Source organism: Geodermatophilus sp. SYSU D00705 (assembly GCF_054050135.1).
Genome location: NZ_JBJGYT010000033.1, coordinates 1 through 19,678 on the forward strand (window position 1 = coordinate 1; position 19,678 = coordinate 19,678).

Annotated in this window: 19 protein-coding genes; 8 read left to right on the top strand and 11 right to left on the bottom strand. The window is 77.8% G+C overall.

What is annotated here, in order from left to right:
- Positions 1–244 precede the first annotated feature (244 nt).
- Together ACI78Q_RS19580 and ACI78Q_RS19585 are read left to right on the top strand one after the other, a co-directional pair.
- Positions 245–2,008, top strand: a complete 1,764-nt coding sequence (locus ACI78Q_RS19580; protein WP_456925113.1) for a lysylphosphatidylglycerol synthase domain-containing protein — start codon at positions 245–247, stop codon at positions 2,006–2,008.
- Complete coding sequence (locus tag ACI78Q_RS19585; RefSeq protein ID WP_456925114.1) at positions 2,005–2,685, top strand: phosphatase PAP2 family protein; 681 nt, start codon at positions 2,005–2,007, stop codon at positions 2,683–2,685. Before ACI78Q_RS19580 ends, ACI78Q_RS19585 begins: the two co-directional genes overlap by 4 nt.
- On the opposite strand, the gene ACI78Q_RS19590 is transcribed toward ACI78Q_RS19585, so the two are convergent.
- Complete coding sequence (locus tag ACI78Q_RS19590; protein ID WP_456925115.1) at positions 2,642–3,535, bottom strand: universal stress protein; 894 nt, start codon at positions 3,533–3,535, stop codon at positions 2,642–2,644. The genes ACI78Q_RS19585 and ACI78Q_RS19590 overlap by 44 nt on opposite strands.
- 226 nt (positions 3,536–3,761) lie before the next feature.
- Here ACI78Q_RS19590 and ACI78Q_RS19595 point away from each other — a divergent pair, with 226 nt between their 5' ends.
- From ACI78Q_RS19595 to ACI78Q_RS19610, 4 genes are all read left to right on the top strand, one after another.
- On the top strand, positions 3,762–4,655 hold the full coding sequence (locus tag ACI78Q_RS19595) for a universal stress protein (RefSeq protein WP_456925116.1): 894 nt from the start codon (positions 3,762–3,764) through the stop codon (positions 4,653–4,655).
- 13 nt (positions 4,656–4,668) lie between these two features.
- Positions 4,669–5,196: a flavodoxin domain-containing protein gene (locus tag ACI78Q_RS19600; RefSeq protein ID WP_456925117.1), complete on the top strand. Its 528-nt coding sequence runs from the start codon at positions 4,669–4,671 to the stop codon at positions 5,194–5,196.
- Positions 5,197–5,384: 188 nt separating this feature from the next.
- Positions 5,385–5,876, top strand: coding sequence for a pyridoxamine 5'-phosphate oxidase family protein (locus ACI78Q_RS19605; RefSeq protein WP_456925118.1), 492 nt, complete (start codon positions 5,385–5,387; stop codon positions 5,874–5,876).
- A 48-nt stretch (positions 5,877–5,924) separates the two neighbouring features.
- Complete coding sequence (locus ACI78Q_RS19610; protein WP_456925119.1) at positions 5,925–7,649, top strand: GAF domain-containing protein; 1,725 nt, start codon at positions 5,925–5,927, stop codon at positions 7,647–7,649.
- 26 nt (positions 7,650–7,675) lie between these two features.
- On the opposite strand, the gene ACI78Q_RS19615 is transcribed toward ACI78Q_RS19610, so the two are convergent.
- From ACI78Q_RS19615 to ACI78Q_RS19625, 3 genes are all read right to left on the bottom strand, one after another.
- Complete coding sequence (locus ACI78Q_RS19615; protein WP_456925120.1) at positions 7,676–8,365, bottom strand: response regulator; 690 nt, start codon at positions 8,363–8,365, stop codon at positions 7,676–7,678.
- 191 nt (positions 8,366–8,556) lie between these two features.
- On the bottom strand, positions 8,557–9,066 hold the full coding sequence (locus ACI78Q_RS19620; RefSeq protein WP_456925121.1) for a hypothetical protein: 510 nt from the start codon (positions 9,064–9,066) through the stop codon (positions 8,557–8,559).
- A gap of 77 nt (positions 9,067–9,143) precedes the next feature.
- A complete protein-coding gene (locus ACI78Q_RS19625) occupies positions 9,144–10,316 on the bottom strand; it encodes a cysteine--tRNA ligase (RefSeq protein WP_456925122.1) in 1,173 nt (390 codons plus the stop codon).
- A gap of 95 nt (positions 10,317–10,411) precedes the next feature.
- Here ACI78Q_RS19625 and pdxY point away from each other — a divergent pair, with 95 nt between their 5' ends.
- Together pdxY and ACI78Q_RS19635 are read left to right on the top strand one after the other, a co-directional pair.
- Positions 10,412–11,263: a pyridoxal kinase PdxY gene (gene pdxY, locus ACI78Q_RS19630; protein ID WP_456925123.1), complete on the top strand. Its 852-nt coding sequence runs from the start codon at positions 10,412–10,414 to the stop codon at positions 11,261–11,263.
- Between the two features lie 69 nt (positions 11,264–11,332).
- Positions 11,333–12,238 (top strand): alpha/beta fold hydrolase, encoded by a 906-nt coding sequence (locus ACI78Q_RS19635; RefSeq protein ID WP_456925124.1) that lies wholly within the window; start codon positions 11,333–11,335, stop codon positions 12,236–12,238.
- Here the strand turns inward: ACI78Q_RS19635 and ACI78Q_RS19640 are convergent.
- The 7 genes from ACI78Q_RS19640 to ACI78Q_RS19670 form a co-directional block, all read right to left on the bottom strand.
- Positions 12,228–13,184 (bottom strand): quinone oxidoreductase family protein, encoded by a 957-nt coding sequence (locus tag ACI78Q_RS19640; RefSeq protein WP_456925125.1) that lies wholly within the window; start codon positions 13,182–13,184, stop codon positions 12,228–12,230. The genes ACI78Q_RS19635 and ACI78Q_RS19640 overlap by 11 nt on opposite strands.
- 63 nt (positions 13,185–13,247) lie before the next feature.
- Positions 13,248–14,672, bottom strand: coding sequence for an NADP-dependent succinic semialdehyde dehydrogenase (locus ACI78Q_RS19645; protein ID WP_456925126.1), 1,425 nt, complete (start codon positions 14,670–14,672; stop codon positions 13,248–13,250).
- A gap of 43 nt (positions 14,673–14,715) precedes the next feature.
- Positions 14,716–15,327: a hypothetical protein gene (locus tag ACI78Q_RS19650; protein ID WP_456925127.1), complete on the bottom strand. Its 612-nt coding sequence runs from the start codon at positions 15,325–15,327 to the stop codon at positions 14,716–14,718.
- Positions 15,328–15,439: 112 nt separating this feature from the next.
- Positions 15,440–16,549: a zinc-binding dehydrogenase gene (locus ACI78Q_RS19655; protein ID WP_456925128.1), complete on the bottom strand. Its 1,110-nt coding sequence runs from the start codon at positions 16,547–16,549 to the stop codon at positions 15,440–15,442.
- A gap of 10 nt (positions 16,550–16,559) precedes the next feature.
- On the bottom strand, positions 16,560–17,531 hold the full coding sequence (locus ACI78Q_RS19660; protein WP_456925129.1) for a Gfo/Idh/MocA family protein: 972 nt from the start codon (positions 17,529–17,531) through the stop codon (positions 16,560–16,562).
- Positions 17,528–18,646: a glycosyltransferase family 4 protein gene (locus tag ACI78Q_RS19665; protein WP_456925130.1), complete on the bottom strand. Its 1,119-nt coding sequence runs from the start codon at positions 18,644–18,646 to the stop codon at positions 17,528–17,530. The genes ACI78Q_RS19660 and ACI78Q_RS19665 overlap by 4 nt, the downstream gene beginning before the upstream one ends.
- Positions 18,647–18,770: 124 nt before the next feature.
- Complete coding sequence (locus tag ACI78Q_RS19670) at positions 18,771–19,658, bottom strand: diacylglycerol/lipid kinase family protein (protein ID WP_456925131.1); 888 nt, start codon at positions 19,656–19,658, stop codon at positions 18,771–18,773.
- Between the last annotated feature and the right edge of the window lie 20 nt (positions 19,659–19,678).

Genomic DNA, 19,678 nt, shown 5'->3' on the forward strand with positions numbered 1-19,678 from the left:
CCACGGGGCCGCCGACGGGCGGGAGGGCGGGGTGGGGGGGGTCGGCCCCCCCCCCCCCCCCCCGCCCCCCCCCCCCCCCCCCCCCCCCCCCCCCCCCCCCCCCCCCCCCCCCCCCCCCCCCCCCCCGGCCTGGGCACTGGCCTGGTGCGTCGCCCTGGCCCGTGTCTACGTCGGCGCCCACCTGCCCCTGGACATCCTGGGCGGGCTCGGCGTCGGCTGGGCGATCGGCTCGCTGGTGCACTGGGTGCTCGGCGTCCCGCGGCTGGAGGTGCCGCCCGACCGCGTCGAGCGGTGGCTGCGGCACTACGGCCTGCCGGTGCGGGACGTGCGGCCGGCCGACGTGCAGGCGCGCAGCTCGGTCCCGTTCGAGGCCGTCGACGAGCGCGGCCGCCGGCTGTACGTGAAGTGGCTGGAGCCCGACCGCCGCGAGCGCGACTGGCTCTACCGCCTGTGGCGGCTGCTGGCCGTCCGCGACGTCAAGGACGCCGACGCCGTCGCGCCGCTGGGCCAGCAGGCAGAGCACGAGGCGGTCGCGGCGATGATCGCCCGGGAGCGCGGGGTGCACGTGCCGCGGGTGCTGCTGGCCCGCGGCAAGGACCGCGGTGCCCTCGTCGTCCAGGAGCACCTGACCGGCCGGGGGCTCGACCGGCTGGCCGCCGAGGAGCTGACCCCGGAGCTGCTGACCGACGTGTGGCGGCAGGTGGCGCTGCTGCGGGCGGCCCGGGTCGCCCACCACGACCTGGGCACCGCCAGCGTGCTGGTCGACCCCGGCGGCCGGCCGTGGGTGGTCGACTTCGGCAACGCGCTGACCGGCGCCTCGGACGACGCGATGGCCGCGGACGTCGCCGAGCTGCTGGCCTCCCTCGCGCTGCGCACCGACCCCGCGCCGGTCGTCGGCTGCGCGGTCGACGTGCTGGGTCCGGACGTCGTGGCCGCGGCCCTGCCGGAGCTGACGCCGCTGAGCCTCACGTCGGCCACCCGCGCCGCGCTGCGGGAGGACCGCCCCCGGCTGGAGGCGCTGCGCCGCGCGCTCCGCGAGCGGCTGGGCCTGCCCGACCCCGACCGGCCGGAGTTCGGCCCGCCCGGCACCGCGGCCCGCCTCGCCGTGGCCGCGGGCGCCGCGCTGGTGCTCGTCGGCGTCCCGCTGCTGGCCGGCGCCACGGAGTTCCTCGACGTGCTGGAGGACGGCGGCTGGCGCTGGCTGGGCGCCGCGCTCGCGCTGGCGGTGCTCGCCCGCGCGGCGAACGCGGCGGCGGCCCTGCTGACCGTCGAGCGGCGGCTGGCGCTCGGGCGGACCTACGCCGCCTCGCTCGTCGCGGAGTCCGCGTCGCTGCTGCACGGCGGCGAGGGCTCGCGCCGGTCCGCGGCCCGGTTCCTCGAGCGCGCGGGCGTACTGCCCGCCGACGCCCGGCGCTCGACCGACCGGTACGTCCTCGGGGCGGTCGTCGCCGCGGTCGTCGTCGCCGGCGGGATGCTGGTCATGGCCGCGGCGGAGGGCCGGCTCGGCGACTGGGACGCCCCCGAGGCCCTCGTGCCGGCCGTCGCGCTCGGCCTCGCCGCCTGGGCCCTCGTGCTCACCGGCCAGTGGCTGGCCCGGCGGAACGACCCCAGTCCCCGCCCGCGGCGGCTGGCCGCCCTCCTGGCGACGCTGGCCCGGGTGCCGGTCGGCGTCCAGTGGCGGCGGGGTGCGCAGTTCGGCTGGTCCACGGCCGGGGTCCTCCTGGAGGCCGGGGCGCTGGCCGCCACGATGCACGCCGCTGGGGGCTCGGTGCCGCTGCTGGCCACCGCCAGCGTCTACGCCGCCCTGCACCTGCTGTGGTCGGTGCTGCCGGTGGCCGGCGCGCCGGGTGCCGCGGAGGTCGCCCTGCTGCTGGCCCTCACCGCCCTCGGCGCGCCCCTGGCCGGCGCGTGCGCGGCGGCCCTCGCGTTCCGCGTGCTCACGTTCTGGCTGCCGGCCCTGGTCGGCGGGCTGCTGACCGCGCGCCTCGAGCACCGCTTCGGCGCGTGACCACCGGCGGCCCGCGGCCGGGCGGCCCCCGGCCCGTCACCGGGTACCGCCGCCGGCCGGTCGACGCCGCGCTCGCGCTGGCCGGCGCCGGTGTCGCGGCGCTGTGCTCGTGGGCGGTCGCCTCCGGCGGGGTCGGGCCGGCGGAGCGGACGGTGTTCACCTGGGTCAACGGCCTCCCCGACGCCTGGGAGCGGCCGCTGTGGGCGGTGCAGCTGCTCGGCGTCCTCGGGCTGCCGCTGCTGGTCGCCGTCCCGGCGCTGGCGCTGCGGCGGTGGCGCCTGGCGCTGGGACTGGTCCTGCTGGTCCCGCTCAAGCTGCTGGTGCACGGGGAGCTGGTGAAGGGGCTGGTGCAGCGGGAGCGCCCGGGGTCGGTCATCCCGGGCGCGGTGCTGCGCGACGTGCCGTCCGCGGGGGTCGCCTACCCCTCCGGGCACGCCGTGGTCGCCGCGGGCACGGTCGTCCTGCTCGCCCCGTACCTGCGGCGGCGGTGGCGGGCGCTGCTCGTCGTCCTCGCCGTGCTGGTGTGCCTGGCCCGCGTGTACCTCGGCGCGCACGCGCCGCTGGACGTCGTCGGCGGCGCCGCCCTCGGCGTGGCGATCGGGGGCGCGCTCGACCTGCTGCTCGGGGTGCCGGTCAGGCCCGCCCCGCGGCGGGCTCCTGCGGGTGCACCACCATGACCGGCCCGCGCCCGTGCACCACGCAGCGCAGCGCCACCGAGCCGAGCACCATCCCGGGCAGCCGGCTGCGGCTGCGGCTGCCCACCACCAGCAGCGCGGCCCCTTCGGCCCGGCGGACCAGCACGTCCGCGGGGGCGCCCTCCTCGACGTCGACGACGACCTCCGCTCCGGTGAGCTCCGCCCACCCACCGAGGACGTGCTCCACCACCTCCCGCACCCGCGTCCCGGCCGGTGCGGGGGGCGCCGGGGGCGGGTCGCCCCAGGTCTCCGGCCCCCGGCGGACCGCGACGACCTCCAGGCGCGCGCCCAGCCGCGCCGCCTCCTCGGCGGCGCGGGCCAGCGCCCGGTGCGCGGCCGGCGTGTCGTCCAGCCCGGCGACGACGCGCGGCTGCGGCGGCGCGGGCACCGGGTGGACGACGACCACCGCGCAGCTGGCGTGCGCGGTGCAGTGCAGCGCCACCGAGCCGAGCAGGGTGCTGGCCGCCACGCCCCGGCCCCGGCTGCCGACCACCAGCAGCTCGGCCCCCGCCGACCGCGCGACCAGGTGCGCGGCGGCGGCCCCGGCGACCACGCCCACCTCGACCGGGACGTCGGCGCCGCCGGCCACCTCCTGCCGGACCTCGGCGACCAGCGCCCGCGCCCGCTCGGCGGTGTCGGTGCGGACGGCGTCGACCCGGCCGGGCGCGGCCAGCTGCGGATCGGCCCAGGAGAGGTCCATGGCGAAGGCGCTCAGCACCTCCAGGCGCGCCCCGGTGCGCCCGGCGGCGGCCACCGCCCAGGCCAGCGCGCCGCGCGCGCCCGGCGAGCCGTCCACGCCGACGACCACCCGGCGGTCCGCGGCGGTGTCCATGGCGGCTCCCTTCCCCCCGGGCGGCGTCCACCCTGGCCGCGGTCGGCGGGCGGTGTCAGGAGGCCGAGCGTCCCGGCCGGCCAGGACGTTGGTCGCGCCGCCCACCACCCGGCCGGCCCTTGGCCCGGCGCCGGCGCGCCCCTAGCGTCGGGGACCCGCGGCGAGGAGGTCCCGTGTCCGCACCTGTCGACACGACGTCAGCGGCCGTCCGCCCGGGGAGCGTCGCGTGACCGCGCCCGGCGCGGCACCGGTCGTCGTGGGCGTCGACGGCTCGGAGGCCGCGGCTCGCGCCGTGCCGTTCGGGGTCGAGGCGGCCCGGCTGCGCGACGCACCGCTGCTGCTGGTGACCGCCGCGTCCTGGCCCACGACGGCCCTGCCCGTCCCCACCGTCGGCGACGCCGACCTGCCCCGCCTCCTGCGGACCGCCGCCGAGTCCGCGCTGCGTGCGGCGGCCGACGCGGCGGCAGCCACGCTCGGCGCCGGCCGGGTGCGCTGGGCGGTGGACGATCGCGACCCGGTCGAGGCGCTCCGGGCGGCCGGTGCCGGCGCGCAACTGGTCGTCGTCGGCGCCCGCGGCACCGGCGGCGTGGCCGGCCTGCTGCTGGGCTCCACCGCCACCGCCCTGGCGCTGGAGGCCCCCTGCCCGGTCGTCGTGCTGCCGGACGAGACCGACGCGTTCGTGACCGGACGACGCTCGGTCGTCGCCGGCGTGGAGGGCCGGCCCGGGGACGAGGCCGTCCTCGCCCTGGCCTTCGACGAGGCCGCCGCCCGGGACACCGACCTGGTCGCCGTGCACGCCTGGCGGGACGTCGCCCAGGAGCCCTCGCTGCAGACGCTGGGCCCCCTGGTCGACTGGGCGGCGGTGGCCGCGGACGAGCAGCGGCTGCTGGCCGAGGCGCTCGCCGGGTGGCGGGAGCGGGCACCCGGCGTCGACGTGCGGGAGGTCGTCGTCCGCGACAGGACCGCGGCCGCGCTGGTCGCCGCCGGCCTCACCGCGCAGCTGCTCGTCGTCGGCCACCGCCGCCGGCGCCTGGCGCGGCTGGGCTCCACCACGCACGCCGTTCTGCACCGGGCGCGCTGCCCGGTGGCCGTCGTCCCCGTGACCGGCGCGGGCCGATGACCGGCGGGACCTGGTGACCGCCGGTCCGCGGGTGCTGGTCACGGTCGCCACCCGGCACGGGGCGACCCAGGAGATCGCCGCCGCCCTGGCCCGCGACCTGCCCGGGACGCCGGCCGGCGAGGCCGCCGGGCTGTCCGCCGTCCTCGCGCCCGTGGAGTCCCGGCCCGACCCGGGGCCGTTCGACGCGGTCGTGCTGGGGAGCGCGGTCTACGCCGGACGCTGGCTGGAGCCGGCGCGGGAGTACGCGGCCGCGCACACCGGCGCGCTGCGCGAGCGCGCGGTGTGGCTGTTCTCCAGCGGCCCGATCGGGCCGGCGCCCTTCCCGCCGGACGAGCCGCACGACGTCGCACCGACCTCGGCGCTGGTCGGCGCCCGCGGCCACCGGGTCTTCCCCGGCCGGCTGGACCTGTCACTGCTGAGCTTCGGGGAGCGGGCGATGGCCACGGCGATGCGCGCCCCCGTCGGCGACTTCCGCGACTGGGCCCTGGTGCGGCGGTGGGCGGAGGAGGTCGCCGCGGAGCTCGCCGGCCGGCGCGGGTGAGCCCGCTGGTGGCCGGCCGGGGCCCGGGCCTGGGCCGATGCGCACGGGTGGCCGGGGACGACTGGCCGTCCGGGTCAGGACGTAGGTCCCTCTGCCCGGCGGCCCGCGGCACGCAGAGTCGGACCAGGTCCCTCGAACCATCGGCGGGATCGACCGCGCGCCCCACGCGCCCCGAGCAGGAGGCCTCCGTGCCGACCCCCGCCCTGGACCACGTGGTCGAGGACCTCGACGACCCCGACTGCCGGTCCCTGCTGAGGACCGCCCGCATCGGCCGGCTCGGCTACACCAGGGACGCGCTCCCGGCGATCGCCCCGGTGTCGTTCTGCGTGCACGCCGACCAGGTGGTCATCCCCTCGCGGTCGTGCAGCTCCCTGGTCCCGGGCGCCAGCGGAGCCGTCGTGGCGTTCCAGGTCGACTCCCTGGACCCCGACACCTGCACCGGGTGGACGGTGACCGTCGTCGGCCCCTCCCGGTCGGTCACCGACCCCGCGGAGATCGCCGCACTGGACGAGCTGCCCTGGCCGCACGTCGCGCGGTGGCCGGACCGCTGCTACATCAGCATCGGCATCGGCCTGGTCGCCGGCTGGCGCGCCGGCCCGCAGCGCGACGTCCCCGTGCCGGCGCCGGCGGGGAACGGACGGCCCGCGTCCGTCGAGAGGCGCCGCAGCGCCTTCCCCTGACCGAGCGGCCGTGGCAGTCTCGGAACTGCCGAGGGAATGGGGCCGCTCATGCCGCCTGAGCCAGGTGCGGACGCCGCACCGGCCATCCAGGCGTCGCCGCTGGCCGGGATGCGGCTGACGGAACTGCTGGAGGAGGTGCAGGACCGTCTGGCCGCGGTGGCGCGCACGCAGACCCGGGTGCAGCACCTGCTCGACGCCTTCCTCAGCGTCTCCACCGGTCTGGCCCTCGAGTCGACCCTGAAGCGCATCGTGGAAGCCGCCGTCGACCTGGTCGACGCCCGCTACGGGGCGCTCGGCGTCCTGTCCTCCGCCGGTGGCCTCGCCGCGTTCGTCCACGTCGGCATCGACGACGAGCTCGCGGCGCGGATGGGCTCCCTGCCCCAGGGCAAGGGCGTGCTCGGGCAGCTCATCACCGAGCCCCGCGCGCTGCGCATCCCCGAGCTGAGCCGGCACCCCGCGTCGGTGGGCTTCCCACCGCACCACCCAGAGATGCACTCCTTCCTCGGGGTGCCGGTGCTCGTGCGCGGCGAGGTCTTCGGCAACCTCTACCTCACCGAAAAGCGCCACGGCGAGTTCACCGCCGAGGACGAGGCGGCGCTGACCGCGCTGGCCGGCGCGGCCGGCATCGCGATCGACAACGCCCGCCTGTACGAGGAGGGCGAGTCCCGCCGGAAGTGGACCGCCGCGGTGTCCGACGTCCGCGCCTGCCTGCTCGGCACCGGTTCCGCCGAGGACGCGCTGGCCCTGGTCGCCGAGCGGGTGACCGAGCTGACCGGCGCCGACGCCACGTGGCTGCTCATCGGCCCCGACCCCGGTGACAGCTGCTACGTGATCCGCGCGCAGTGCGGCGACGGGCTGGAGCCGGCCACCGGCGTCCGCCTCGGCCCTGGGTCCAACCCCGTGCTCGACGCCCTGACCGGGCCCGACGCCGTCCTCAGCGTCAGCGTGGACAGCAGCGGGCTGGACTGGGAGGGGCCGCACCCGCAGGTCGCCTGGGGTCCGTGCACCGGCGTCCGGCTGCGGGTCGGCGCCGCCGAGGACGCCGTCCTCATCGCCGCCCGCCGGGCCGGCGCCCCGCGGTTCCCCGCCGCCCTCGAACCGCTCGTGCGCACGTTCGCCGAGCAGACCGCGGTCGCGCTCGACATGGCCGCCCGCCAGCGGCTGGCCCGCCAGCTCGACGTCTACGCCGACCGCGACCGCATCGCGCAGGACCTGCACGACCACGTCATCCAGCGGGTGTTCGCCGCCGGCCTGAGCCTGCAGTCGGTGCTCCCCCGCGTCTCCGACCCCGAGACCCAGCGGCGGATCCGGCAGGTCGTGCACCAGCTGGACGAGACCGTCCGCGACATCCGCACCACGATCTTCGACCTGCACACCACCAGCGACGGCGACCAGCCGGTCAGCGTGCGCCGGCGGCTGCTCGACATCGTCACCGAGACCGCGGGCCGCCACCTGCACCCCACCGTCCGGATGTCCGGCGCCGTCGACAGCCTGGTGGCCGGCGAGCTCGCCGCCGACCTGGAGGCCGTCACCCGAGAGGCGGTCAGCAACGCCGCGCGGCACTCCGGCGCCGACCACGTCACCGTCACCCTCGACGTGGCCGAGGAGGTCGTGCTGGAGGTCGTCGACGACGGCCGCGGCATCGACCCCCGGGCCGCGCGCAGCGGGCTGCGCAACCTGGAGGACCGGGCGCGCCGCCGCGGTGGTGCGGCCACCGTCGAGCCGCTGCCCGAGGGTGGGACCCGGCTGCGCTGGTGGGCGCCGCTGCGCTGACCCGCCGGCACCCGCGCCCGCGCGGCTCAGACGGGGCGGGCCGCCCCGCTGCTGCTGCCGGTGCCGCGCAGCTCGGTCGCGAGGACGGCGGCCTGCGTGCGGCGCTCCAGCCCCAGCTTGGCCAGCAGGTGGGAGACGTAGTTCTTCACCGTCTTCTCGGCGAGGAACATGCGCTCGCCGATCTGCCGGTTGGTCAGCCCCTCGCCGATCAGCTCCAGGACCGTGCGCTCCTGGTCGCTGAGCTTGGCCAGCGGACCGGCCGGCTCGGCCACCCGGCGCAGCCGCTCCAGCACCGCCGTGGTCGCGGTGGGGTCGAGCAGCGAGCCGCCCTCGGCGACGGCGCGGATGCCGGCGACCAGGTCCTGCCCGAGGATCTGCTTGAGCAGGTAGCCCGATGCCCCGGCCATGATCGCCTCGAAGAGCGCCTCGTCGTCGCTGTAGCTGGTCAGCATCACCACCCGGAGCTCGGGCATCCTCGACCGCAGCTCCCGGCAGACCGAGACGCCGTCCCCGTCGGGCAGCCGGACGTCGAGGACGGCGACGTCCGGGCGGAGTGCGGGCACCCGCGCCAGCGCCTCCGTAGCGTTCTTCGCCTCGCCGACGACGGTGATGTCCGGGTCGCTCTCCAGGACGTCGGCCACCCCGCGCCGGACCACCTCGTGGTCGTCGAGCAGGAAGACCCGGATCCGGCGCCGCTGCCGATCGTCGTCGTCCACCGGGCCACCGTCCGTTCCACGCCCTGGCCCCCGTGGGACCGCTCCGGCACAGGCTAGGGCGCCGATCGGCCTCCGGGCGCAGAGTCGAACGTCCCTCGTGGACCTCTCCCTGCCCACGCGCTGACCCGCGTCCCGCCCCGTCCTCCCCTGCTGTCGATCGGATGGCGGGCCGCCAGCGACGGGCCGGCGCCTCAGCGGTCGACCAGCGACTCCAGGGTCACCGCGGCCAGCAGCCGCGCCCACCACGGGCGGCGCACCCGCGGCGGCAGCGGGCGCCGGCGGCGCCAGGCGTGCTCGGCGGGACGCACCGCCATCACGCCGCCCTTCATGCTGACCCAGCCGCCGGGGCCCATCGAGACCCGCGCCTTCGCGGCACTCGGCCGGCGCGCCAGCTGCCGGGCCACGAGCACGCCGCCGACCACCACCTCGGCGGTGGTGAGCAGCCGGGTGACGTCCACGGCCGGCCGCCAGCGCACCCGCCCGTCGCGGACGACGAAGGCACCCAGCGGCCGCGCCCCCGCCATCTCGGCGTCGAGGCCGGCGTCGGCCGACCGGCCGTCGCGGCGGGTCGCGGTGTGCGCGCGGGACGCCGTCGCGGTGATGACGGTGACGCCGTCCCGCTCCACGGGCGGGCCGAACCCGACCACCTCACCGCGGCGCGGCGCGGGCTCGGGCGCATCGGCGGGACGCAGCCTGTCCATGGACGACCTCCGGTCGGCGGGGCGACGGGCCGGCCCAGCCTGGCAGGAGCCCGCCCTCCGGGCCAGACCACTGCCCGTCAGCCGAGCCCGAGCACCCGGATCAGCAGCCGCGCGGCGTCCCCGCCGTCGGCGACGGCGACGTCCAGGGCGCCCGGCACGTCGAGGTCGTCGAGCAGCCGGTCGGTGACCTCACGCCCGGCCGCGGACGACGACGGCCGGCCCGCGGCGGAGAACAGCTCGTCCAGCCGCGCCTGCGCCCCCTCCAGCAGCGACGGGCGGTACTCCCACGGCTGCGACCACGGCCGGTCGAGCACCAGCAGGCGCAGCGCCGGGCCCGTGGTGACCCGCAGCAGGTCGGCGACGAGCGTGAGGTTCCCGGTCGACTTGGCCATCTTGGCGCCGTCCTGCGACACCGCCCCGACGTGCACCTGCGCCCGCGCGAACGGCCCGACGCCGGAGGCGGCCTCCGCCATCGCCGTCTGGTGCGCGTGGTGCGGGAAGGCGAGGTCTGCCCCGCCCACGAGGACGTCGACGCCGTGGCCGAGGGTCGCCGTCGCCATGGCCGCGCACTCCGCGTGCCAGCCCGGCCGCCCCCAGCCCCACGGGCTCGGCCAGGCCGGGTCGCGGTCCCCGGAGGGCCGCCACACCGGCACGTCCAGCGGGTCCTCGCGCAGCGGGTCGTCGGGGGTGTCGCCGAACTCGGCGGCCAGCTCGCGGGCGCGCGCGGGGTCCAGCCCGGAGCGCGTGGCGACGTCCCCGGCGCGGAAGTAGACGTGCCCCTCGCGGACGTAGGCGCGGTCGGTGCGCAGCAGCGCCGCGGCCAGCTGCTGCACGTGCGGGATGTGGTGCCGGGCGCGCGGCGCGTACGTCGGCGGCCGGACGCCGAGGGCGCGCATGTCCTGCTCGAACGCGAACTCCTGGCTGAGCGCGAACTCGTCATAGTGCCGGCCGCGGGCGTCGGCGGCACGGGTCAGCACGTCGTCGACGTCGGTCACGTTGCGGCTGGCCACCACGTCGGCGCCGGCCATCCGGAGCACCGCACCGAGCACGTCGGCCCACACGAACGTCGCCGCGTGCCCGAGGTGGGTCACGTCGTAGGGGGTGATGCCGCAGACGTAGACCCGCGCCGGGCTGGTCACCGGCAGCGGCCGGCCGGCCAGGCGCAGGTCGCCGGTGCGGACGTCGACCGGCTCGTCGATCCGGCCGGCGACGCCGACGACACCGGAGGAGCGGAGGGGTGGGTGGGCCATGCCGCCATCCTGCCCGTCCCACCTGCCGGGGGCCCGCAGGAGGGCGGACACCTCGGCCGTCGTCGGCGGCGGGTGCCTGTGCGACGGTTCTGCCCATGGTCGCCGTCCTCTCCATCCAGTCGCACGTCGCCTACGGGCACGTGGGCAACGCCTCGGCCGTGTTCCCCCTGCAGCGCCTCGGCATCGAGGTGTGGCCGGTGCACACGGTGCAGTTCTCCAACCACACCGGCTACGGCGAGTGGCGGGGCCGGGTCTTCGACGGCCCGGCGATCGAGGAGGTCGTGCAGGGCATCAGCGAGCGCGGCGTGCTCGGCAGCTGCGACGCCGTCCTCTCCGGCTACCTCGGCTCGGCCGACATCGGCCACGCCGTCGTCCAGACCGTGCAGCGGGTCCGCGACGCCAACCCGGCGGCGGTCTACTGCTGCGACCCGGTCATCGGGGACGTCGGCCGCGGCGTGTTCGTCCGCCCCGGCATCCCGGAGTTCATGCGCGAGGTCGCCGTCCCCGCGGCCGACGTCGTGACGCCCAACCACTACGAGCTCGACGCGCTCTCCGGCCGCACCACCCGCACCCTCGCGGACGTGACCGAGGCGGTGGCCGCCGTCCAGGCGCTGGGGCCCCGGGTGGTGCTGACGACGTCCCTGGTCACCGACGACACCCCGGACGACGCCGTCGACCTGCTGGCCTCAGAGGGGGGCCGGCACTTCCGGGTGCGCACCCCGCGGCTGGACGTCGCGGTCAACGGTGCCGGTGACGCGATCGCGGCGCTGTTCCTCGCGCACTGGCTCGACACCCGGGACGCCGGGCAGGCGCTGGGCCGGGCTGCGGCGTCGGTGTACGGGCTGCTCAAGCGCACCGAGGACGCCGGGTCGCGGGAGATCCTGCTGGTCGCCGCGCAGGAGGAGTACGTGACACCCTCGCGCACGTTCGACGTCGTGGAGGTCTGAGAGAGGCCCCCCGCCCCCCACCGCTCGCTCGCGGCGGGATCCTGCGGTGGGCCGGGCGGAGGGAGGGCCGTGGACCCGCACCCCGCACCCTGGCCCGCGGGGACCCGGTCGATCTCCGTCGAGCTCGCCGGGGACCGCGTGCACCTGCTCGAGCTCGCGGGGCCGGCCGGGGCCCCTCCCGTGCTGTGCGTGCACGGCCTCGGCTCCTCCGCGCTGGGGTTCGGCCTGCTCGGCCCGCTGCTGGCCCGGGACCGCCGGGTCCTCGCCGTCGACCTGCTGGGGCACGGCCGCTCGGCGGCCGGCACCGCGGCCGGCAACCGGCGGCTGATCGGCCGGGTCGTCGAGCGGGTGGTCGGCGAGCCGGTCGTCCTGGTGGCCCAGTCGATGGGCGGCGTCCTGGCGCTGCTGCACGCGGCAGGGGCGCCGGAGACGGTGGACCGGCTGGTGCTGATCGGGCCACCGGTCCCCCGCCCGACCCGGCTGCCACTGGACCCCGTGCTGGCCGCCCGCCGGGCGTTCCTCCGCCTGCCGCCGGTCGAGCGCGCCGTCGCCGCCCGGCTGCGCCGGATGACCCCGGAGGAGGTGGTCGCCCAGCAGGTGCGCCAGGCCACGACGCACGCAGATCGCCTCCCGGCCGACCTGGCACCGGCCGTGGTGGCCGAGACCCGGGAGCGGGCCGCCCGGCCGGACGCCGCGGCCGCGCAGGCGGTCCAGTGGCGCGGGATCACCGACACGATGGCCCTGCTCATGCGCCCCCGGCGGTTCCGCGCGACCGTCGCCCGCGTGCCCGCCCCCACGCTCTACCTGCAGGGCGAGGACGACCCCCTGGCACCGGTCGCCGCCGCCCGCGCCCTGGCCGCCACCCGGCCGGACTGGCGCCTGGAGATGCTGCCCGGCGTCGGCCACCTGCCGCACCTGGAGGACGCCGCCGGGACGGCGCAGCGCATCCTCGACTGGCTGCGTGTCAGGGGATGAGCACCAGCTTCCCGTGGGTGTGCCCGGCCATGCCCTCGCGGTGGGCCGCCGCGACCTCCGCCAGCGGGTGGGTGCCGGCCACCACCACCTGGAGGCGGCCCGCGCCGGCCAGCTCGGCCAGCTCGGTGCGGGCGGCGGCGCGCAGCTCGGTGCCCGGGTCGGCCCCGGGGCCCCCGCCGAGCAGCCGGATCCCCTCCGCCGCGCCCCGGGCGAACGCGGCGATGGAGGCGATGCGCCCCCGGTCGGGCACCAGCTCCAGGGAGACGTCCACGGCCTCGTCGGTGCCCACGGCGTCCACGGCCGCGGTCACGCCGTCCGGGGCCAGGGCCCGGACGCGGCCGGCCAGCCCCTCCCCGTAGCGCACCGGCTCCGCGCCGAACCGGCGCACCAGGTCGCCGCTGTCGCCGCTGTCAGCTCCGACCGTGCCGATGACGCGCGCCCCGCGCAGGGCGGCGAGCTGGATGGCCATGAGGCCGACGCCCCCGGCCGCGCCGTGCACCAGCACGGTGTCGCCGGCGCCCACCCCGGTGGCGGTGAGCGCGTGCACCGCCGTGGCCCCGGCGAGCATCAGGCCACCGGCCTGCTCCCAGCCCAGCGACGCCGGCTTGGGGACCAGCGTCGCCGCGGGCGTCACCAGCTCCGCGGCGTAGGCACCGCTGAGCCGGAAGCCGATGACCTCGTCGCCCACCGACACCGGGCCGGCCGGGCCGACGGCGTCCGGCCCGACCGCGGTCACCACCCCCGCCGCCTCGAAGCCGAGGCGCCGCGGCAACAGCGCCGGGTCGGTGCCGTAGGCGCCGGCGTAGCTCTTCCAGTCCGCCGGGTTCACCCCCGCGGCACGGACCTCGATCCGGGCCTCGCCCGGGCCCGGGTCACCCACCGGCTCGTCGACGACGGAGAGCACCTCGGGCCCGCCGTAGGCGGGGGCCAGCACGACAGCGGTCATGCGCGCGCCAACCGTGCCGGCCGGCACGCTGTTCCCCGGCCCCCACGGGACCGGGGAACAGCGTCACTCCGAGGCCGCCGCGCCCGTGTCCCCCTCGCCCTGCTGGCGGCTGGGCGGGCCGATCCACACCGTCTTGGCGTTGGTGAACTCGTACATGCCGACCTCGGTCAGCTCGCGGCCGTAACCGCTCTGCTTCACCCCGCCGAAGGGCAGCTCGGGGTAGCTCGTGGTCATGCCGTTGACGAACGCCATGCCCGACTGGACGTCGCGGATGAACCGCAGCCGCTCGCCCTGGTCCTCGCTCCACAGGTTGGCACCCAGGCCGTAGACGTGGTCGTTGGCGATCCGCAGCGCCTCGTCGAGGTCCGCGACGGTCCACAGCGCCGCCACCGGGCCGAACACCTCCTCGGAGTACATCGCCATCTCCGGGGTCACGCCGGTCACCAGGGTGGGCTCGTAGAACCAGCCCGGCCGGTCCACCCGCTTCCCGCCGGTGACCACGGTCGCGCCCTTGTCGACGGCGTCCTGCACGTAGCGCTCGACGTCCTCGCGCCCCGACTCGGTGGCCAGCGGGCCCACCTTCGTGCCGTCGTCCATGGGGTCGCCCACGGTCAGGGCGGCCAGCTTCTCGGCGAACAGGCGGGTGAACTCCTCGGCGACGTCGGTGTGCACGAAGAAGCGCTTGGCCGCGATGCAGCTCTGCCCGTTGTTCTGGCAGCGCGCGGTGACCGCCACCTCAGCGGCCTTGTCGAGGTCGGCCGAGGGCATGACGATGAACGGGTCGCTGCCGCCGAGCTCGAGCACCGTCTTCTTCACGACGTCCCCGGCGACCCGCGCCACCGCCTCGCCCGCCGCGTTGCTCCCGGTCAGCGTCGCGGCCACCACCCGGTCGTCGCGCAGCACCCGCTCGACGGCGCCGGAGCCGATGAGCAGCGTCTGGAAGACGTCGGCGGGGAAGCCGGCCTTGCGGAACAGCTCCTCCAGGTACAGCGCGGTCTGCGGCACGTTGCTGGCGTGCTTGAGCAGGCCGACGTTGCCGGCCATGAGCGCGGGCGCGGCGAAGCGCATCGCCTGCCACAGCGGGAAGTTCCACGGCATGACCGCCAGCACCACGCCCAGCGGCTGGTGGACGACGTAGGCCTCGACCGCCCCGACCTTCCGCGCGTCCGCCGGCCGCGGCTGCAGGAACTCCTCGCCGTGCTCGGCGAAGTAGCGCAGCGCCGAGACGCACTTGGTGGCCTCGGCCCTCGCCGAGGCCAGCGTCTTGCCCATCTCGGTGGTCATGAGCTCGGCGACCTGGTCGGTGTCGGCCTCGAGCACGTCGGCCGCAGCCCGCAGCCAGCCCGCGCGCTGCGCCGCCGTGGTCAGCCGGTAGCCGGCGAAGGCCGCGGCGGCGCGGGCGAGCCTGTCCTCCAGCGCCTCGTCGGTCAGCGGCTCGTAGGTCTTGAGCGTCTCGCCGGTGGCCGGGTTGATGGTGGCGATGGCCATGGGGTCCTCCCGTCGGGTGCTGCTGGTACCGGCGTCTCCGGGCTCAGGTCTTGCTCTTGCCCTGGGCGCTGGAGTGCTCGTGCCGGTCCTCGCCGTGCTCGACGTGGCGGATCTGCTTCGAGGCTCCCGTGGTCGCGCCGGCCTCGCTCGGCGACATCCCCTCCTTCTTCGCCTGGCGGGCCGCCGCCTGCTGCTCTTCCTGGTTGGGCTTCTTCGACATGCCGGTCCGGTTCCCCGATCGGCCCGGGCGCACACGCGCGGAGGGCCGGTGCGGCAGGTGCAGCCCGCGTGGGAGGTGCGGCCGCCGGACCGCCAGGTGCGGCACCCGGAGGACCGGGTGGGGGACGTGCGGCAGGTGCGGCAGGTGCAGTGCGAGCCGCCCGTGCGGGAGGTGCGGCCGGTGCAGGCGCACCGGGATCCGCCCGTGCGGCAGGTGGAGCCGGGGGTGCGGGACGTGCGGCAGGTGGACCCGGTGCGCCAGGCCGGCCTGCAGGCGCGCCGTGGCGAGCTGCGGCCAGGTGGGTTCCGGTGGCGGCACCGTGGCCCGGGCCGCACGGCGGTCCCGCTCCCACCGGGCGGTGTTGCTCCGGGCCAGCACGATCACCAGCCCGGTGGCGAGCGCGAAGCCGACGACGCTGGCGATGCCCCACCCCATGACGGCCCCTCCCCTGGAGCCGCCGCGCAGCCCGGCACCCCGGCGTCCGCGGCGTTGGCACGGACGATCCCCCTTCGGAGAATCCGGAACAAGTGGGTCCGTCACGGGACGCTCAGCCGGGCGGGAACCGCAGCACCGCCTGCAGGGGTGGCGCGGCCAGGCGGCGCCCGGCCAGGTCGGCCAGCAGCCGCGGGCCCTCCTCGAACGGGAGGACGTCGGTGACCAGGTGCGTGCGGACGTCGTCGCCGCGGGCGCGCAGCAGGTCGAGGGTGACCTCCGCCAGGGCGGCCCGCGGCCAGGCGTCGGCCATGCCCCGGGGCACCCGGCCGATCTGCGCGCAGACGACGGCCAGGCCGTTGTGGTGGAACTCCTCCCCGAGTCGCACCGCCTCGGCCCCGGCCTGGTAGAAGCCCAGGTCGACGACGGTGCCCTGCGGGCGCAGCGCCTTGAGCGCCGTGGCCAGCGCGGCGTCGTGGCCCCGGCACTGCAGGACGACGTCGGCGCCGGCGTCCCCCGGACCGTGCCGCCACCGCTGCTTCACCGCCCGCCAGGCCGTCCCGCCGGCATCGTCCAGGGTGGCCAGGCCCAGGGTCCCGGCGACGGCGCGGCGCGCGGCGGACGGCTCGGCGACGACCACGTCCGCGGCCCCGTGCCGCACCGCCAGCAGCGCGGTCAGCAGCCCGATGACCCCGGCGCCGGTGACCAGCACGCAGCGGTCGCGCACGCCGGCGTCCACCCCGGCGGCGGGGCCGGCCAGGTCGGCGGCGGCGTGCAGCAGACCGTTGACGCAGATGGGGCCCATCTGGGCGAGGTAGACGCCGAGGACCGGGTCGAGGTCGTCGGGCACCGGGAGCACGGGCACGCGGGCCGGGTCGGCGCAGCGGCCGGTGCGGTGCCCGTAGGCCATGGCGACGAGGGCGCCCTCGGTCAGGGCAGGGGTGCGGCTCTCGGTGACCCGGCCGACCTCCATGTAGCCGAGGGAGCGCACCGGGTACGGCGCGGGCTCCCGGTCCGGGTCGAAGACGCGCAGCTCCGGGTCCCAGTGCAGCCGGTGCTGCGGATCGGTGCCGCGGACCAGCGCCACCTCGGTGCCCGCGCTGACCCCGCTCCACTCGGTGCGCACCCACGCCTGCCCCGGCCCGGGCTCGGGCTCGACGTCGTCGATGAGCTCCGGCCGCCCCGGCGCCACCACGCCGATCGACCGGATCGGCCGCTCCCCCATGCCCGCTCCCTCAGCAGTCCGGCCGGACCGGCGCCCCGCTGCGCGCGGCCTCGTCGGCGGCGCAGGCCAGCGCGTGCGTCCGCAACGCCTCGTCGTAGGGCACCCGCACCCGCTCGGCCCGGCCCCGCAGCACGTCGAGGAACTCCCGGTCCTCGAGGGCGACGGGGTCGGCCCCGGTGGAGTGCACCTCCTCGCCGTCGGAGGTGACCACCCGCAGCTCGTGGTCGTCGAGGCTGCGCTCGCACAGCTCCACCACGCGCCCCTCGGCGACCACCTGCAGGCCCACCGCGTGCCGCCGGCCGAGGACCCGCGTCGAGGCGATGCTGCCCACCGCTCCCGAGGCGAAGGTCAGCACCGCGGCCGCGGCCGTCGGCACCTCGCCGTCGACCGCGGCCGGCCGCTCGGCGGCCGCGACCGACACCACCTCGCCGGCCAGCAGCCGGGCCAGGTCGAACAGGTGCGTGGTCTGCTCGACCACCTGCCCGCCCGACCCGTTCCGGCGCGACCACCACGGCGCCGCGGGGGTCCGGTCCAGCCACGACCCCGTGACCAGGGCGACCGCGTCGGGCGGCACCAGTTCCGCGGCCCGCGCGACGACGTCCAGGTGTCGCCAGTGGTAGCCGACGGCGGTGGTCAGGCCGGCGTCCTCGACCTGCCGGGCGACGGCGCGGGCGGTGTCCAGGTCGAGGGCCAGCGGCTTCTCGACGAAGAAGGGCAGGCCGCGGGCGGCGGCCGCCGCCTCCAGCGGACCGTGCGCGAACGGGGGGACGCACAGCCACACCGCGTCGAGCTCCTCGGCGTCGAGCAGCGTCGCCCCGTCCGCGTGGCTGCGGGCACCGACGCGGGCGGCCGCCACCTCGGCCCGCTCGCGCACCGGGTCGGCGACGGCGACGACCTCGACGTCGTCGAACCCGGCCAGCGCGGCCAGGTGCCGGCCGGCGATGAACCCGGTGCCGACGACCCCGACCCGCAGCCGGCTCACCGCCGCGCCCCGCGCAGGGTCGCCTCGTAGACCGCCGCGGTGTCCGCGGCCATCCGCTGGCGCGTGAACGCGGCCAGGTAGCGGCACCGGCCGGCGGCGCCCTGCCGGCGACGCAGGCCGGGGTCGGCCAGCAGCCGCGCGAGCGCGGCACCGAGCGCCTGCGGGTCCCCAGGCCGGACCAGCGCCCCCGTCCGCCCGTCGACGACGACCTCCTCGCTGCCGATGACCCGGGTGGCCACGACCGGCAGGCCGGCCTCCATCGCCTCCAGCGCCACCAGCGGCATCCCCTCGTGTCGCGACGGGAGCACGAAGACGTCGGCGGCGTCCAGCAGCTGCCGGGCGTCGGTCCGGTGCCCGGCGAACCGGACGGCGCCGGCCACGCCGAGCGCGGCCGCCCGCTTCTCCAGCGCCTGCCGCAGCGGCCCGTCGCCGACCAGGACGACGGCGAGGTCGGGGAAGCGGGCCAGCAGCCCGGGCACCGCGTCGACCAGGTGCCACTGGCCCTTCATGTGGGTCAGCCGGCCGAGGGTCATGACGACCGGTTGCCGCGGGTCCAGGCCGAGGGCGGCGCGGGCGGCGTCCCGGCCGATCCGGTCGCGCAGCGGCGCGACGCCGTTGGGCACGGTGGTGAACCGTTCCGGCGGCACGCCGATCCGGTGGTAGGTGCGGCGCAGCCCCTCGGAGACCGCGATCAGCCGGTCCACCTCCTCGATCCCGTGCCAGTAGGCCCGCCGCTTGCGGGGGTGCGCCACCAGGTAGGGCAGGTGCTGGGTCTGCAGGACCGCCCGGCAGCCGGCGCGGCGGGCCAGCCGGACGCCGTCCCAGTCCTCGGCGCCGGTGCCGACGTGGCAGTGGAAGACGTCGGCCGGGTGCTCGGTGAGGAACCCGGTCACCACCTCGGCGAAGGCCGGGTCGCGCGGCGAGGGCAGCTCGACGGTGCGGGAGCCCAGCTCGGCGGCCCGGTCCAGCAGCCGCCGCCCCCCGGTCGTCGGCCGCATCATCAGCGCCAGGTCCGCCGTCCCGGCGTACTCGGCGAGCAGGTCCACCATGTGCGCGCCCATGCCCGAGGGGTCGGTCGAGGGCGTGTACAGGCAGATCGATCGTCGGCCCGGCATCGGCACCTCCTCCGGCCCGGCGGCCCGTCGGCTCCGGGACGTGGAAGCTATCGCCGTCCGGAGGCCGTCGCACGGCGGGATCACCGACACGCCCAGCGGCCGGCCGGACGCACCGGCCGGGCGGTCAGCGCGGCGTGATCGCCGCCCAGGCGGAGCGGTGCACGCGCCAGGTCCGGGACGGGACCGGGTCCCCGAGCTCGCCGTCCGCGTCGAGCGCGACGGGCTCGCCGGCGATCGTGATCTCGCGGCCGGACACCACGAGGACGTCGTCCCGCGCGGTGTGCCGGCCGGAGAGCAGTGCGAGCGCGAACGCGGCCCGGGCGACCGGCCCGGTCGCCGCGCAGAGGACCACGTCGGCGAGGCCGTCGTCGAGCCTGGCGTCCGGGGCCAGCGGCCGGCCGCCGCCGATCGTGGGGCCGTTGCACACCGCTGCCATGAGGACGCGTCCGGCCCCGGTGCCGACTGCCCGGCCGTCGACCTCCACCCGGAGGGCCCAGCCGGTCGTCGTCATCCCGGCGAACACCGCCCCGACCGGGAAGGACGCCCGCTTCAGCACGGGCTTCACCCGGGCGGCCGCGGCGTAGGCCCGCGTCCCGACGCCCGCGTGGACGGCGTTGACCACGAGACCCCTCGCGTCGTCCCGCAGGAGGTCCAGCGGCCGTCGTACGCCCGTGCGGACCAGCGCTGCCGCCTCGACCGGGTCCAGGGGGAGCCCCAGGGCCCGGGCGAGGTCGTTGCCGGTACCGAGGGGGACGATCCCGAGGGGGTCGGCAGGGTCGAGGGCCCCGGCACGGTCGAGTGCGCGCACCACCGCGTGCACGGACCCGTCCCCGCCCACGACCACGACCCCGCGGTCACCGCGCGCGGCCACGGCCTCGTCGAGGTCGGCCTCGTCCCCGGTGGCGGCGACCGTGACGTCCGCGTCCCGGCGCGGCTCGGCCACGGCGGCGGCCACCGCCTCGTCGTCCGCGGTGCCCGCCGACCGGTTGACGACCACGAGCAGCCGGCGCACCACCCGCTCCTACCCCGGTC

Excerpts from the sequence above, each read along its gene's own strand:
- pdxY (WP_456925123.1), top strand. The coding sequence starts at position 10,412 with ATGGTCGCCGTCCTCTCCATCCAGTCGCACGTCGCCTACGGGCACGTG.
- ACI78Q_RS19650 (WP_456925127.1), bottom strand. The coding sequence starts at position 15,327 with ATGGGGTGGGGCATCGCCAGCGTCGTCGGCTTCGCGCTCGCCACCGGG.
- ACI78Q_RS19640 (WP_456925125.1), bottom strand. The coding sequence starts at position 13,184 with ATGACCGCTGTCGTGCTGGCCCCCGCCTACGGCGGGCCCGAGGTGCTC.
- ACI78Q_RS19610 (WP_456925119.1), top strand. The coding sequence starts at position 5,925 with ATGCCGCCTGAGCCAGGTGCGGACGCCGCACCGGCCATCCAGGCGTCG.
- ACI78Q_RS19590 (WP_456925115.1), bottom strand. The coding sequence starts at position 3,535 with ATGGACACCGCCGCGGACCGCCGGGTGGTCGTCGGCGTGGACGGCTCG.
- ACI78Q_RS19655 (WP_456925128.1), bottom strand. The coding sequence starts at position 16,549 with ATGGGGGAGCGGCCGATCCGGTCGATCGGCGTGGTGGCGCCGGGGCGG.
- ACI78Q_RS19620 (WP_456925121.1), bottom strand. The coding sequence starts at position 9,066 with ATGGACAGGCTGCGTCCCGCCGATGCGCCCGAGCCCGCGCCGCGCCGC.
- ACI78Q_RS19665 (WP_456925130.1), bottom strand. The coding sequence starts at position 18,646 with ATGCCGGGCCGACGATCGATCTGCCTGTACACGCCCTCGACCGACCCC.
- ACI78Q_RS19625 (WP_456925122.1), bottom strand. The coding sequence starts at position 10,316 with ATGGCCCACCCACCCCTCCGCTCCTCCGGTGTCGTCGGCGTCGCCGGC.
- ACI78Q_RS19645 (WP_456925126.1), bottom strand. The coding sequence starts at position 14,672 with ATGGCCATCGCCACCATCAACCCGGCCACCGGCGAGACGCTCAAGACC.